Annotated in this window: 10 protein-coding genes and 1 tRNA gene; 8 read left to right on the forward strand and 3 right to left on the reverse strand. The window is 60.3% G+C overall.

Annotated features, from left to right (window positions below; translation table 11 throughout):
- Positions 1-11: 11 nt before the first annotated feature.
- Positions 12-371: a WhiB family transcriptional regulator gene (locus HMPREF2736_RS11130; RefSeq protein ID WP_070453009.1), complete on the reverse strand. Its 360-nt coding sequence runs from the start codon at positions 369-371 to the stop codon at positions 12-14.
- Between the two features lie 182 nt (positions 372-553).
- Between HMPREF2736_RS11130 and HMPREF2736_RS11135 the strand changes: the two genes are divergently transcribed.
- Positions 554-2,956, forward strand: a complete 2,403-nt coding sequence (locus HMPREF2736_RS11135; protein WP_070829812.1) for a transglycosylase domain-containing protein — start codon at positions 554-556, stop codon at positions 2,954-2,956.
- 9 nt (positions 2,957-2,965) lie between these two features.
- Here HMPREF2736_RS11135 and HMPREF2736_RS11140 read toward each other — a convergent pair whose 3' ends face one another.
- Positions 2,966-3,415 carry a GatB/YqeY domain-containing protein gene (locus HMPREF2736_RS11140; protein WP_070614334.1) on the reverse strand — a complete coding sequence of 150 codons (450 nt, stop codon included), beginning with the start codon at positions 3,413-3,415 and terminating at the stop codon, positions 2,966-2,968.
- A 33-nt stretch (positions 3,416-3,448) separates the two neighbouring features.
- Here HMPREF2736_RS11140 and HMPREF2736_RS11145 point away from each other — a divergent pair, with 33 nt between their 5' ends.
- The 7 genes from HMPREF2736_RS11145 to HMPREF2736_RS11175 all read left to right on the forward strand — a co-directional run bounded on the left by HMPREF2736_RS11145 (position 3,449) and on the right by HMPREF2736_RS11175 (position 11,644).
- On the forward strand, positions 3,449-4,333 hold the full coding sequence (locus HMPREF2736_RS11145; protein WP_371326420.1) for a metallophosphoesterase: 885 nt from the start codon (positions 3,449-3,451) through the stop codon (positions 4,331-4,333).
- Positions 4,334-4,754: 421 nt separating this feature from the next.
- Positions 4,755-4,831, forward strand: a tRNA-Pro gene (locus HMPREF2736_RS11150).
- Positions 4,832-5,651: 820 nt separating this feature from the next.
- On the forward strand, positions 5,652-6,383 hold the full coding sequence (locus tag HMPREF2736_RS11155) for a hypothetical protein (protein ID WP_070829818.1): 732 nt from the start codon (positions 5,652-5,654) through the stop codon (positions 6,381-6,383).
- A gap of 159 nt (positions 6,384-6,542) precedes the next feature.
- Entirely contained in the window at positions 6,543-7,976 is a 1,434-nt protein-coding gene (locus tag HMPREF2736_RS11160; protein WP_083279331.1) for an APC family permease, read from the forward strand.
- Entirely contained in the window at positions 7,973-9,277 is a 1,305-nt protein-coding gene (locus HMPREF2736_RS11165; protein WP_070570775.1) for a type I glutamate--ammonia ligase, read from the forward strand. The genes HMPREF2736_RS11160 and HMPREF2736_RS11165 overlap by 4 nt, the downstream gene beginning before the upstream one ends.
- Entirely contained in the window at positions 9,267-10,451 is a 1,185-nt protein-coding gene (locus HMPREF2736_RS11170) for an amidohydrolase family protein (RefSeq protein WP_070421559.1), read from the forward strand. The genes HMPREF2736_RS11165 and HMPREF2736_RS11170 overlap by 11 nt, the downstream gene beginning before the upstream one ends.
- 2 nt (positions 10,452-10,453) lie before the next feature.
- Positions 10,454-11,644, forward strand: a complete 1,191-nt coding sequence (locus tag HMPREF2736_RS11175) for a M20 metallopeptidase family protein (protein WP_070421560.1) — start codon at positions 10,454-10,456, stop codon at positions 11,642-11,644.
- A gap of 87 nt (positions 11,645-11,731) precedes the next feature.
- Here the strand turns inward: HMPREF2736_RS11175 and HMPREF2736_RS11180 are convergent, their stop codons facing one another.
- A complete protein-coding gene (locus HMPREF2736_RS11180; protein ID WP_070829820.1) occupies positions 11,732-14,950 on the reverse strand; it encodes an alkaline phosphatase in 3,219 nt (1,072 codons plus the stop codon).
- Positions 14,951-15,012 lie beyond the last annotated feature (62 nt).

Below are 15,012 nucleotides of genomic sequence, written 5' to 3' on the forward strand. Positions count from 1 at the left end.
ATTCACCCTACCTAGAGGCCAATAATTTCGCCGCCGCTGGACAGGTGGGTTGCCCAGTCCTTCACGTGCGGGTTCTTACGCAGTACTGCGCGGCGCTGACGCTCGGTCAGGCCTCCCCATACGCCGAATTCCACCCTGTTATCCAGTGCGTCTGCGCGGCACTCAGTCATCACCGGGCAGGCGCGGCAGATGGCTGCTGCCTTGCGCTGCTCGGCACCGCGGACGAAGAGTGCGTCCGGGTCGCCGCCGCGGCACTGGGCCTGGGTGACCCACTCGCCACGGTCGAAGACCAGTGTTCCCGTGGAGTCGCACTTCTTGGAGGTGGTCGGTCGCAGGTTAGTTGCCGGTGCCTTTTTCAAACTCGTGGTCATCGTGCGTCTCCTTAGACGTCCTATCCCTATCCGGAAGCGGAGCGGACTCCTTTTATACAATCGACCGCATATTAGCGATCCCATGTAAATGGAATCACACAGGAAATTCCATGTCGAATGCATCACATTTTTGGGGGGAGCATGGTATTCCCCCACGCCACAGATTGAATTAAGGTGTTGGCGTGTCTGCCCTGAAAAGCTTAGGAAACCTGCTGGTCGCCGTCGTCGCATCAGCGCTCGTCATGGCGTTATGCCTGGCGCCGATCGCAGGTCTTGGGGGTGCCGCAATTGCGCGTACCGACGAGACCATGCAGTCCAACCTCTCCGACCTCACCCACGGCGACGTGCCGGGCGTGACCACGATTACGGACGTCAACGGCAAACCCATGGCGTGGATCTTCAAACAGCGCCGCTACGAGGTACCCAGCGAGCAGATCTCGCAGTACGCCAAGGACGCGCTGGTTTCTACGGAGGACCGCCGCTTCTACGTCCACGAGGGCGTGGATATGCAGGGCTTTGCCCGCGCGCTGGTGACCAACATGCTGGCCGGCGGTGTGGAGCAGGGCGCGTCCACGGTGAACCAGCAGTATGTGAAGAACTACCTGTGGCTCATCGATGCTGAGAACGAAGAAGAAGCCCTCGCCGCAACGGAACAGTCCATTCCCCGCAAGCTGCGCGAGATGCGCATGGCGTCCGATCTAGACAAGACGCTGGAGAAGGACGAAATCCTTACCCGGTACCTGAACCTGGTGTCGTTTGGTCAGCACTCCTTTGGCATCGAGGCCGCCGCCCGGACCTACTTTGACACCAGCGCCGCCAAGCTCAACCCGGCACAGGCTGCGATGCTGGTGGGTCTGCTGCAGTCGGTGGAGGCGCTGAACCCGTATACGAACCCGGAAGGGGCGGTGCGTCGTCGCAACGTAGTGCTCAACAACATGGCCGCTCAGGGCTACATCGAGCAGTCCGAGGCCGACCGCTGGGCGGGCGCACCGTTAGGCATTCTGGACAAGCCGAAGACACTGCCGGAAGGCTGCATCACCGCCGGCGACAACGGCTTCATGTGCGATTACGCCCTGCGCTACCTGGCGGAAAAGGGCCTGGACCTGGACACCATTAAAAACGGGTCCTACACCATCAAGACCACGCTCGACCCAAACATTCAGCAGGTCGCGCTTAACGCGGTGCGCAACAACGTCAGTCCGCACACCGCAGGCGTGGCGCAGGTGTTGGACATTGTGGAGCCCGGCGCGGACTCGCGCAACATCAAGGCGATGGTGTCTTCCCGCTTCTATGGCCTGGACCTGGACCAAAGCCAGACGATCCTGCCGCAGCCTGTGTCGCTGGTGGGCAACGGTGCAGGCTCCGTATTCAAGATCTTCACCGCGGCCGCCGCGCTTGAGCAGGGCTACGGGCTGAACTCCATGCTGAACACACCGGCGCGTTCCGTGGTGTACGGCATGGGCGCAGGCGGCGCCGCGAACTGTCCGCCGGGTGCATATTGTGTAGAAAATGCCGGCGTCTATGCACCGAAGATGAGCTTGCAGGACGCGCTTGCACAATCGCCGAACACCACGTTCATTGAGCTGATTCAGACCGTCGGTGTTGCCCCGGTCGTGGATCTGGCGGTTCGCTTGGGCCTGCGCTCCTACAAGGACGACAACTCGTTTGGGGACGGCCGCTCCATCGCCCAGGCCGCCAAGGAAGAAAACATGGGCTCGTTCACCCTCGGCCCCTTGGCCGTCAACGCGCTGGAACTGTCCAACGTGGGCGCCACCTTGGCCTCCAACGGGCGCTGGTGTGAGCCGAACCCGATCGCGAGCGTGACCGATAAGAACGGCCGTGAGGTCTTCATCGACCGGCCCGCCTGCGAGCAAGCCATCGACCCGGAGATCGCCGCCGCTTTGGCTGCCGGCATGTCGCACGACATTGTCGACGGCACCGGCGCCGACGCCGCAAAACGCAACCATTGGAGCGCACCCACCGCCGCGAAGACCGGCACGACCGAGTCGCACCAGTCCTCCGCGTTCCTCGGCTTCACGCTGGGCATGTCTGCGGCGCCGTACATCTTCAACGACGGCACCCAAACCACCCCGCTGTGCACCGCCCCGGTCCGCCAGTGCGGCGTGGGCAACCTCTTCGGCGGCAACGAGGCAGCCAACACCTGGTTCCAGGCCGCCGCGGGTGTGCCCGGCGCGGCCTCAGGCCTTCCGGCAGCGAGCGCGAAGTACCAGACCGGTGCGCGCCGCGCGGCTGTGGACTCCGTGGTTGGCCAGTACTCCTCCGCCGCAAAATCCCAGCTGGAGGCCCAGGGTTACAAGGTCGTGTTGAAGACGGTGCCGGGCGGCGGTGCCCCGGCCGGCCAGGTTGTGTCCATCACCCCGGCGGACGAGTCGCTCGCGCGCGGCTCCACCATCACCCTGAACGTCTCGGACGGCTCGGCCCCCTCCAGCACCGCGCCGAGCCCATCCCCGTCCCCGTCTGCTCCCCCGAGCCCCGCTGCCCCACCGGCGCCGGACTTCAGCGGCATCGAGCAATCGCTTAACGACGCCCGCGACGCCATCGCCAACGCCTTCGGCAACAACTAACGCGGCTGGCTAGCTCAGGCGGGCCTTGACAGCCTCGGAGATGCGCTTGCCATCGGCTCGGCCGGCTGCCTTGGCGGTGGCGGCCTTCATGACCTGCCCCATCTGCGCCATGGAGGTGGCGCCGGTTTCGGCCACGGTGTCGTCGATAAGCACTGCGAGCTCATCGTCCGTCAACTGCTTTGGCTGGTACGCCTCGAGGATGTTCGCCTCGGCAAGCTCGGTTTCGGCGAGATCGTCGCGGCCGTTGGTCTGGTAAATCTCAGCGGACTCGCGGCGCTTCTTAATCTCACGCGCGATGATCTTCTGAATCTCCTGATCATCCACCTCGTGCTTCGTGCCCTCGGTCTCAGCGGTCTGGATCGCCGCAAGCAGCATACGGATCGTGCCGGTGCGCTCCTTCTCCTTCGCCTTCATGGCTTCCTTGAGGTCTGCGCGGATCTGGTCTTTCAATGCACTCATGCCTGCGAGATTACAGTGGTGCGGGTGAAGACGTTGAAGAAAGCCGCCGCAGCCACCCTCGCCGCCGGAACCTCCGCACTCGCCTGGGGGTTCACCGAACGCAACAACTTCCAACTGCGCGAATACACCCTGCCGCTGCTGGAGCCGGGCGTGTTGCGCGAGCGTAACGAGTTCCGCATCCTCCACGTATCCGACCTCCACATGATCCCCGGACAGAAGGAAAAGGTGGAGTTCGTCTCCGGCCTGGACGCGCTCGACCCGGACCTGGTGATCAACACCGGCGACAACCTGTCGGACCTTGGCGGTGTTCCCTGGGTGCTCGACGCCCTCGGCCCGCTGCTCAACCGCCCCGGCGCGTTTGTCTTCGGCACCAACGACTACTGGGCCCCGCGCCCCGTCAACCCCCTGAAGTACCTCACCGGCGCCAAGCGCGAGCCCTCGTACGTGGACCTGCCGTGGGAGGGCATGCGCGCGGCGTTCATGGAGCGCGGCTGGCACGACGCCACCCATAACCGCCTGGAGTTCAAAGCCTCCGGCGTGCGCCTTGCTTTGGCGGGTGTCGACGACCCGCACCACGACCTCGACGACTACCCATCCATCGCCGGCTCGCCGAACCCCGACGCCGACCTGGCCATCGGCCTGCTCCACGCCCCCTACCGGCGCGTACTCGACGCCTTCGAAGCCGACGGCTACCAACTCGCCCTGGCCGGCCACACCCACGGCGGCCAGATCTGCCTACCCGGTGGCCGCGCCCTGGTCACCAACGCCGACATCGACCGCGAACGCGCCTCCGGCCTGCACCGCTACGGCCGCATGTGGATGGAGGTATCCAACGGGCTCGGCCAGTCCAAGTACGCACCCGTGCGCCTGTTCTGCCCACCGTCCGCATCGCTGATCCGGGTCGTCGAGCGCGGGTAAACCGGTTGCGGGGCGGTCGGTTGCGGGCTGGTCGGTTGCGGGCTGGTCGGCCCGTCCGTTCGTCTGCCGCTCCGCTGCTTTGCCTGCTCCGTCTGCTCCGTCTGCTCCGTCTGCTCTGCCTGCTCCGCCGCAGGTCGCGCGAACTGCCTAAAAGACGATATCGGGATTTGGCGATTTTCCCGGAACGCGACCTGGGCTTTTGCAAAAACGAGGACGCAAATCCCGATATCGTCTTTTGTGGCGCTGGATCCAAGCCGCACCGCGCCGCACCGCGCCACCGCCACGCCGCCGCCACACCGCCACCGCGCCACCGCCACGCCCCCACACCGGCAACAAAACGCACACAACCTGCCGTTTTGGCCAAACCGAACCCCAGGGGTATTGTGTTTCGAGTACCGCGGACAACAGTCCGAGATACCACCGGGATATGGCGCAGCTTGGTAGCGCGCTTCGTTCGGGACGAAGAGGTCGCAGGTTCAAATCCTGTTATCCCGACCAACACAACCCGCCTTCCGAGGCGGGTTTTCGCATTCGATAGTCCGTGTCGGCAGCGCCACGAAGATTTTTTCGCTCCCTGATCGAGTGCCCGTATCCTCCATCTTCGCCAGTCTCACGGTTTCTATATTGTGACGATTGGGTCAGAAAATGCTTGATTTAACTGATGCCAGTTCTATACTGGGGTTCTCAAGGGATTTGGGCTAAAACCCACCACCTCTCGAGCCGGCTGGGATTAAGTTCGCAGTCCCGGAAAGCGCAAGTGGTTGCGCGCTTCAAACTTGAGTGGCCTTTCATCCCTTCAGTGGGATGCGGGGGCCACTCTTTATTTTGCCCAGGCCACGCTCCCACGCTTAACCCAAAGCTGGGCCTTGCCTCACACATCTACGATTTTTTGTCGCTCTTTTTGCTAGACCGCACATGCCGCAGATACACCAACGGTCCTACCACGGGTATGAACACCAGAAAGAGCACGATCCAGACATCCGACCATCCTCTGTTAGATCGTCTGTTAGGTTGCCTGAAAAATACAATCACGCTGGCAACTAATAGCACCACAGCCACCAACGTGAGCAACATAAAAACGTAATCGACCGGTGATGGTTCCAATGGAGAAACTCCATTGCCTAGCAAAGCGGCTAACTGCATTTGTGAAATTTCCATTCACCCCTGGTTCATCACATTGCTTCTGACACGGTGTTTTCGCCCAGGATCCTACCCGGCAACGCCCCCACCATCGCGCGTTAACGCTGTCGCAACACGTCTCCCTCGATACTGAGGTGGTACAGCCCGTACACACACTCACACTCCGAGGAGGAAAACCATGACCAGCACCACCACCCGTATCGCCGCGTACGCAACCGCAGCAACGCTCGCGCTCGGCACAGCCGGCGTTGTCGGCGCGGCCACCCCGGCGAACGCCGCTACCGTCGCCGCAAAGGACAAGGACGGTGTGTGCGCCGTGAAGCTCGCGCCGGCCGAGAAGCGTTTCATCGAGTCGTGGTTCGACGAGTCCAAGGCGATCGGTGACTACGAGCAGGCACGCGACCTCATCGCGGCGATCGAGCAGGTCTACCCCGGCGTTGTCGCGGAGAACGAGAAGGCGCTCAAGGGTGAGAAGGCGGAGTTTGGCAAGGTGTTGCCGGAGGGTCTCGTCGCAAAGTATGCGGATGCGCAGAAGACGATGAAGGAGTCGGAGCCGACGGTGAATCGCACGCTGGAGGCGATTGACACGGATTCGTGGCGCGTTGGCCCGGAGGACACCAAGCGCACGGAGACGCCGCTGACCGCGAAGGATGGCGACGTGTACAAGGCGTGGACGGAGACCCCGTCCGGGAAGGTCGCCGCGAAGCGCATGCTTATCGACGACGCCGACGCCACCGCCGCCGAAACCTGCACCAAGGGCATGCGAGCGGACGTGAAATACCCCACCGCCAAGGCGGACGTGAATGTGCCGGCCATTGTCGGTGGGGTGATTGCGGCGCTGCTGGTGATCGCAGGCCTGTTCTTCGCGCTGCCCCACTTCGGCATCAAACTGCCGATGCTGGGCATGTAGTTCTCCCCGAAACCTACCCTGTCTCCTCATCCACGTTGGAGGCAGGGCTTTTTACCACCTCGCACTGAGTGTGTTGTGAATCATATTCCATGTTTTACTGCGACCTGCATCATAGTTTCTGTAGCATTCGTTCATCCCGCTTTCTGGAAGGAATGATCGATGACGACAACTGCAGATATTTCTCCTCCCCATGAGCGGAAAATGCTCTCTACATGGGAGGTGACTGCCATCTCGGTGGGGTTCATGGCCCCGGTGATGGCAATGTCACTGAACGGCATCGGTGTGGCGGGGCTTGTCGGCAAAGCCGTTCCGTTCGCATTCGCAGTGGCATTCGCTGGCGCAGTGTTCGTTGCTTACGCCTTTGTACGGCTATTGCAACGAGTTACGCACGCCGGCTCGGTGTACGCCCTCGCTGGCGTGACAGTCGGACCAAAAGCCGGGTTCTTTAGTGGTTTCGCATTGCTCGGCACATACATTTTCATGACTACATGCATCCTCGGTGCATGCTCGGTGTTTTTCGAAGCGATGCTGACGGAGCTCTCTGCCGGATCTTCACAGTTCGTCGGCATTTTGGTTCCGTTGTTCATCGGAGCGCTAGGACTGTACCTCAACCTGCGAAACTCCACTTCGGCCGCGAGAGTCACACTGGTAATCGGCCTGATCGGCATCATCGCCATGTTGATTCTCTCCGTCGTGATCCTGTCAAAGGTAAGTGCCGGCACAGCGCCGTACGAAACATCGATTGATCTTGGAGCACTCACTCCTGCAGGAAACTCATGGTCCGCGATCATGACCGCATCGGTTTTCGCCTTCTTGTCCTGGGCCGGATTTGAGTCTGGTTCCTCACTCGGGGAGGAAACAACGGAGCCGAAAAAGACGGTCCCTAAGGCTCTCTTGCTCGCGGTGGTTACCGGCGGTGTCATTTATGTATTCGTCATGTTTGCTCAGACAATCGGTTTCGGCACTGACGAAGCCGGCGTTGAACGCTTCGCAGGTGCATCGTCGACACTGACCGAGCTCGGCTCCGCGTACATCGGCCAATGGTTCGCGGTGCTGATCTCTGTCATCGCGTTCTCGGTGGCATTTGGCGCGTTCCTCAGCTCGAGTACTGCGACGTCACGCCTCATTTACACTCTCGCCCGCGATGGTTTCGGCCCGACCGTTTTTGCAAACCGCGATCCCCACACTCGTGTTCCGAAACAAGCAGTATGGGCGACCAACATTATCGCGTTGGTGTTTGCGCTTGGAATGGCATTCGCTGGCCGAACCAATGTTGAGGTCTATTACTGGTACGCAACTATTGCGACGCTGTGCATGGTCATCGCCTATGGCATGGCTTCTGTTGGCGCGATCCGGTTCATCCTGAAAAAGGAATCCTCCATTCCCGTCTGGGAAATCGTTTTCCCAATCTTGGCGCTGGGCTACCTCGTTTACGTTTACCTCATCCAAGTCGTGGGACAGGTTGCACCGTACACATATTTCCCCTGGCTCTCTGGCGCGTGGTGCTTGTTGGGCCTCGCAATCATCATCCTCAATCCCAAGCTTGCCCAGAACATTGGGCAGAAACTTACGAAAGAAGACATTGACGCATGAGCATCCACAACAACGGCACGTTCACGTTCCTGGCAACCACAGATATCTCCGCACGCACTAAAGGACGGGCGATAAGCACCAAAGATTTTGAAAAAGGTGCGAGCGTTGGCTGGGTTCCAGCGAATCTAGGCATCGGGCCACTCGGTCACATTGTCGATGGAATTCCCTACGATGCCACTGGTGATATTCGTCTTGTGGCAGATGCTGATGCAACCTATGAAATCGCCGGTATCCCGGAAATCCCAACGTTTTCTTTGAGCTTCGCAAACCTGATCAACACCGATGGCACTCCGTGGGAATCTTGCGCTCGTAACTTCCTCAAGGAAGCGGTCGACGAGCTTCGCGACCGACATGGGTTAGTCATGACCGCAGCGTTTGAGCATGAGTTCACCGAACGCCACGCGAAAGAAGCGACACACCCATTTTCGTTCGCTAGCTTCGTCGACGGAGAGCCAGTGGGGAGTGCACTCTTCAATGTTCTGGAAAACGCAGGTGTAAACCCAGAATGCTGGCTGCCGGAGTATGCGCCGTATCAATACGAGCTGACTGTCAAGCCGACAGACCCTGTTACTGCTGCGGATCGTGCAATTTTGGTTCGCGATATTGTCCGCACTGTTTTTAAGGCCTACGACCGTGAGGTCACTTTCTCCCCTGTTCCGGTTGCCTCCGAGGGCGGTTCTGGAGTTCATGTCCATTACGGGTTGTACGGCACCGACGGCGAAGTTGTCGCATTTGATCCGGACGGACCCGGGCGGATGTCGCGCATTGCGAGTCAGTTTAACGCGGGACTGGTTAAGTACGCTGCGCCGATGACCTGCTTATTTGCCCCATTGACAGTTAGCTACGAGCGCCTCAAGCCACACAATTGGTCGGTTGCCCAAGCATTCTGTGGCGAACAGAACCGTGAGGCTTTGGTACGCATTTGTCCGACGAACGAAGCCGACGGACGCACACCGGATAAACAGTTCCACTTCGAATTCCGCGGCGGCGATATCGGCGCTAACCCTTGGATCCTGATGGGCATGATTATCCGAGCGGGGATGGCCGGAATAGAGGAAAACCTCGACCCAGTGCCGGTAGTGACTGGCGACGATTACTCTGAGCTCGAATCGCAGGACAACGAAAACCTACCTGCGAGCCTTAAAGAAGCCCTAGACCGTTTTGAAACAAACGAGGTCGTACGCTCTTGGTTCTCAGATGCCTGGGTAGAAACATTCTTGAAGGTCAAGCGCGACGAGATCCAGCATCTGAAGGACAAGAGCATCGTTGAGCAGTGTGAGGTTTACGCGAATGTCTACTAACAACGAGTTGCAAGATGCTATCGATCGGATCCCCCTCTTTGATCACCATTGCCATGGCGTGGTCACAGACACTCTAACCCGCGAGGAATTCGAGGCGCTCATCTCTGAGTCTTCAAGCGCGGCCACTCCAGGTACGACACGGTTCGACTCGCAGATCGGTTTCCAGGTCCGCAACCTGTGTGCACCGGTTCTGGGACTTGATCCGTTCGCAAGTCCTGACGACTACATCGCCGCCCGTGCTGAACTCGAATCAGAAGAAGTCAACAAACGCTTCATCCGCAGGACCGGTATCGCGGAGTTCGGCGTGGAGACCGGACATGCCGCTGACACGATCACTGACCCGGATGCTTTTCGACGAACATCTGGAGGCACTGTTTACGAGATTGTCCGACTCGAGCGTGTCGCAGAGCAAGTGGCAGAAGCTGTTCGTGATGGTGAAGCCGTTGGTGACAAAGCCACTGAATTCCTCACCCAGCTCGGAGTAACGCTTGACGAGCATCTTGTTACAGCAGCTGGTGTGAAGTCCATCGCTGCATACCGAACTGGTCTCGATTTCGATGCAGATCGCCCCTCTGAACAGGAGGTACTTGCAGCGGCGGAAAGGTTTGTAAGAACCTCCGGGAAGCTTCGACTAGAGGACAGCACTCTCATTCGCCATTTGCTGTGGTTCGCCATCGATCGTGCGCAGGTGATCCAACTCCACATCGGCTACGGTGACGACGATGTGGACTTGCATCGCTGCAATCCGCTACTACTCACGAATCTGTTCCGCGCCTCTCTAGAATCCGGTGCCCGCTTCACCCTGCTGCACTGCTATCCGTTCCATCGAGAGGCGGGCTACCTTGCAGATGTTTTCCCACACGTGTACTTCGATGTTGGACTGGCTATCAACTACACCGGTGCCCGGTCACGCGCAGTAATTGCGGAGTCACTGGAACTGGCACCTTTCGGCAAGATTCTGTTCAGTACAGATGCGTTCGGCCTACCCGAGCTTTATTACATCGGTACTTTGCTGTTCCGTGAAGGACTTTTGTCAGTGCTTGAAGAGTTTCACAAACACAACGGATGGCCAATCGATGAATGCATCCGCGTCGCGCAAATGATCGGATTCGAAAACGCACAGCGCTTGTACGGTGTATCTACAACTAGCAGCAACGAAAAGGAGCCAAGCTAAGGATGCGCGAAAACCTTCAACAGCTGGCGGAACAGTGGGTTTCTGAATTCAACAAGTACCTCAGCGATGTCGTGGAGCTACGGAAACAAATTCACAGTTCTCCCTTCGTGAGTGGCGAAGAACAGCCCACTACTGACTTGATGATCGAAACGATGAGCGTACGACTCGAGCCGGTTGCTCAAACTGGCGCGGTCGGCCGAATCGGGCCGACAGAGGGTGCGTCCATCGGCATCCGAGGAGAGTTAGACGCACTGCCGGTAACAGAGGAGACGGGGGTGGAATGGTCATCAACAAACGATGCGATGCATGCCTGTGGTCACGACGTACACCTTGCAGCCTTGGCCGGTGTGATCAGAGCAGCGAAGAACCTCGATCTGCCATATGGCCTTGTACCAATCCTGCAGCCGCGTGAGGAAACGTACCCATCCGGTGCGCTCGACATCGCAGAGTCCGGAAAACTTCAACAACTCGGCGTCCGCCATGTCATCGGCGCACACGTTCACCCCTCAATTCCCACGGGTGCAGTTGCCGCAGGCTCTGGATTTGTCAATGCTGCTGCTGGCGAGATTGCAATCTCGGTAACCGGTAAGGGAGGCCACGGTGCGTACCCACACAACGGGTGTGACGCCGCTGTTCCCACGGCGCAAATCGCTGTAGGTATCTCGGAGGTTGTACGCAGGATCGCCGACCCAATGTCGCCTGCTTTGGTAAGCATCGGCACTATCGCGGTAGGACAGGGGGCAGCGAATGTTTTGCCACGGTCGGGACGGATCTTCGCTACTGTCCGCAGCACTACGTCTGCGATTAATGAGCGCATCGTTGAGGCAATCCGCACAATGGCAACCGGTATCGCAACTGGATATGGTTGCACCGTCAATGTGGAATACAAACCAGGCGAACCGGAGCTCGTAAACGCCGAAGTTTTGTCAGAGAAATTCGATGCCTACGCCGCTTCCCTCGGCATCGCGAATGCAGAGACGATGCGTTCGATGGGCGCCGACGACTTCTCATTTTATGGAGAGATCTGCCCATCCCTCATGTGCTTTGTCGGTGTCGCAGACAGCGAGAAAGAAACGGCGTCTCTGCACGATCCATCATTTCTCCCGTCCGACGAGGCGCTGTCAAACGTAGGTAAGACAATGATCGCTGGCTACATTGCTGCAGCCGAAGCCATCTCGGAAGGTGAAGGCTAGCCAATCCCCACGCCGATTGGCAGTTAGCAAAATTGCCACCGAGAACACATCTTGTTCTCGGTGGCTATTTTTAGTTTCTAGTTCTGGCTAGAACTTCGCGATCGGGCCGAGGGCGCCGTCGACAGCAAACGGTGCCAGCAGGGCAATCAAGGAGATGAGGCCCGCGATGCCTGCGATGGCCAGGGTGGCGATGAGCGCCGGGGAGTCGACGGAGGAGCCGGCGGCGGAGTCGCCCTCGGTGGTCTCCTCCACCGGCTGCATCTTGTTCTCAAAGGTCAGATTGTGGTTGACCGGGTCGATGCCGAGCGCATTCAGGCTGGCGAAGAAGAGGTCGGTCTGGTCGATCTGGCCGGTGAGGTTCGCGGCACCCGGGCCGGAGGCTGCGACACGCAGCTGCGCACCGGTGTGCTGCTGGCCGCCGAGCGCATCCTCGTCCTCGTTGGTCTTGGAGGTGGCGAAGTTGACGGCCATGGTGGAGCCTTCAACCGTGGTCAGCTGAGTGACGCGACCAGCGGTGTTCTGGTTCTCGTAGGTGATCTGCGCGGTGTGAGCGTGGTCGGCGGTGGCGACGATCAGGGTCTCCTCACCGGTCTTCTCCACCCAATCCTGAACAGCCTGGACGGCCTCGTCGAGCTGGCCGACCTCGCCGATCAGGCCACAGGCGTCAGCCTGGTGGTCGGCCTTGTCCGGCGAGGCGGACTCGACCTGGAGCACGAAGCCCTTGTCGTTCTGCAGCAGCTCGAGCGCCTTGGAGGTCATGGCTGCCAGACGCGGAGTCTCAGCAGTGAACTCCGGGTTAGCAACGCAAGTGGCCGGCTCGAGGTCACCGCCGTCGGTGGTCGGAATGGACTGGTTCAGCGCACGCGGCATGTTGCCCTCGGAGAACAGACCGAGGACCGGCTTGTCGGCGTTTGCCTCTGCGATCGCGTCGAGCTCGGAGGCGTTAGTGACAACCTGGTAGCCATTGTCCTTCGCGTTTTCCAGGACAGTCTTACCTGCGGTCCAGGTGTTACCGTTCTCGCCCCACTGGCCGCCCTGGACGACCTCAGTGTTGAAGTAGCTGCGGCCGCCACCGAGGGTGACGTCTGCACGCAGGTCAACGATCTGCTCGGAGATGGAGCCAAGACCGCCGTTTTCACGCAGCTGCTCGCCCTCTGCGACCTTCTTGTCGCCAGACGGTGCGTAGTAGGAACGCTTGATTGCGTGTGCAGCGAAGGCTGCCGGAGTAGCGTCCTGGATTTCGGCGGTGGTGACGTTGCCGATCTTCAGGCCCTTGGCCTTTGCGATCTCGCCGAGGGTGGCAACCGGCTTGCCGGCGTTGTCCACGCCGACCGCGCCGTTGTAGGTCTTCACGCCGGAGTTCCATGCAGTGCCGGTTGCAGCGGAATCACCGACGTAGTTCGGCAGGCCGGTTTCCTTGTCCAGGGAGAAGGTGGTCAGGTAGCCGGTGTAGTCGAGGTCGTCGAGCCCCTCGAAGCGGCCTGCGGAGCCCTTAAGGTAGTTACGCGCTGCGGTGATCTCGGAGTCGCCGGTGCCGTCGCCGATGAGCAGGACGACGTTCTTCGCCTTGGCGTTGTCGATGCCCTGGCCCTCGGTGCCGAACTGGGCACAATCGCCGACCTTCGGTGCCTCGCCTGCGGAGACGAGGTAGCAGAGCTGGTCGCCCGGCTTCGCCTTGGAGCGGTTGGCCAGCGAGATGACCTTGTTGCCCTTGTTGATCTTCCACGGCTCCTGGCCACCCTCGGTGCCACCGTTGAGGCCGAGCGCATTCGCCATGACGTAGAAGGCGTCGGTTTGGTCGAGCTGGCCGTTGACGTTTTCGGAGCCCGGGCCGAAGCCTGCGATGCGCACTTGGGTGCCGGTGTGCATCATGGAGAAGTTCGGGGTGTCGAACGGGTCGCCGTTGGCCTTCTTGTCAAAGACCGGGTTGCCGTTCTCATCCAGCCACGGCTGGGTGCCGAAGCCGATGGACATGGTGGTGCCGTCCTTCGGCGTCTTCAGGCGAGTTACGGCGGACACTGACGGGCGGCCGTCCGGGATGATTTCCGCGGTGTGCGCGTGGTCGGCGGTGACAACGATCATGGTCTCACCGTCCGCCTTGGCAAAGTCGAGGGCTTCCTTAATAACCTCGTCGATTTGCTGGGTCTCGCCGATCATGCCGCAGGCGTCGGCTGCGTGGTCTGCCTTGTCGATGGATGCGGACTCGACCTGGAGGAAGAAGCCCTTGTCGGCGCTCTTGTCGTCGAGAAGCTCGATGGCCTTCTTGGTCATCTCGGCTGCGGACGGCTCGTCCCCGCGATCAGCTTCCTTGCAGACCTCCGGCTCGGTGGTGCCATCGGACTTCACCGGCACGGTCTGCTCGAACTTGCGGGTCATGTTCTTGTCGTGGAACAGGCCGAGCACCGGCTGGTCCTGGTTCGCGACGGTGATGCCCTCGAGGCCCTGCTTGTCGTCGACAACCTGGTAGCCCTTGGCAATCGCGTTTTCGCGGACGGACTTGCCGGCCTCCCAGTCGACGCCGCCGTCGTTCTTGTCGGTCAGGAACGGGTTGCGGTTCTCGCCACCCTGCTGAACCTCGGCGTCGAAGTACTTGCGGCCACCGCCCAGGGTGACGTCGGCGCGGGTGTCGATGATCTGCTCGGAGATGGAGCCGAGACCGCCGTTTTCGCGAGCTTCAGCACCCTTGACCGGCTTCGCGTCGCCGGACGGCGCGTAGTAGCCGCGCTTGGAGATGTGCGAGTGCATCGCGCCCGGGGTCGCATCCTGGATCTCGGCGGTGGAAACGTTACCGGTGCGCATACCGGCGTTCTTCGCCATCTCCAGCAGGTTCTCGTGCGGCTTGCCGGTGATGTCAACGGACAACGCGCCGTTGTAGGTCTTCGTACCGGTGGACCAGCCCGTTGCGGACGCGGCGGAGTCGGTGACGTACTGACGCTTGCCGTCCTCACCGATAGCGAAGGTCGTGTAAGCACCTGCCGCGGTCAGCTCGTCGAGGCCCTCGAAGCGGCCGTTAGCGCCCTTGAGGTAATTACGAGCAGCAGTGATCTCCTGGTGGCCCATGCCGTCGCCCAGGATGAAGATGACGTTGCGTGCCTGGGCGTCGGTGTTGCCCTGGCCGCCCTTGCCGAACTGTGTGCAGTCACCCGGCTGCGGGGCGACGATGTTGCCGTTGGAATCGATGGAAATGCAGGTGTCCTTGCCGTTGAAGGACTGCTCCGCCGACTGTGCGAGGGAGGTAGGCAGGTTCGCAATAGCCAACGCAGAAGCGCTGACTACCGCGGTAACTGCTTTGAGCGAGAAACGCATGTTGGGTTCCTTATAACGAGAAGCCGAAGAATATGAAACGGTTTTTGAACCGCTGCACACCC

The sequence above is a fragment of the Corynebacterium sp. HMSC036E10 genome, from assembly GCF_001836265.1.
GTDB classification, from domain to species: Bacteria; Actinomycetota; Actinomycetes; order Mycobacteriales; family Mycobacteriaceae; genus Corynebacterium; species Corynebacterium coyleae.

Bases quoted from the DNA above. Each gene is read 5' to 3' on its own strand.
- HMPREF2736_RS11160 (WP_083279331.1), top strand. From the start codon at position 6,543: ATGACGACAACTGCAGATATTTCTCCTCCCCATGAGCGGAAAATGCTC.
- HMPREF2736_RS11175 (WP_070421560.1), top strand. From the start codon at position 10,454: ATGCGCGAAAACCTTCAACAGCTGGCGGAACAGTGGGTTTCTGAATTC.
- HMPREF2736_RS11130 (WP_070453009.1), bottom strand. From the start codon at position 371: ATGACCACGAGTTTGAAAAAGGCACCGGCAACTAACCTGCGACCGACC.
- HMPREF2736_RS11140 (WP_070614334.1), bottom strand. From the start codon at position 3,415: ATGAGTGCATTGAAAGACCAGATCCGCGCAGACCTCAAGGAAGCCATG.
- HMPREF2736_RS11170 (WP_070421559.1), top strand. From the start codon at position 9,267: ATGTCTACTAACAACGAGTTGCAAGATGCTATCGATCGGATCCCCCTC.
- HMPREF2736_RS11165 (WP_070570775.1), top strand. From the start codon at position 7,973: ATGAGCATCCACAACAACGGCACGTTCACGTTCCTGGCAACCACAGAT.
- HMPREF2736_RS11155 (WP_070829818.1), top strand. From the start codon at position 5,652: ATGACCAGCACCACCACCCGTATCGCCGCGTACGCAACCGCAGCAACG.
- HMPREF2736_RS11180 (WP_070829820.1), bottom strand. From the start codon at position 14,950: ATGCGTTTCTCGCTCAAAGCAGTTACCGCGGTAGTCAGCGCTTCTGCG.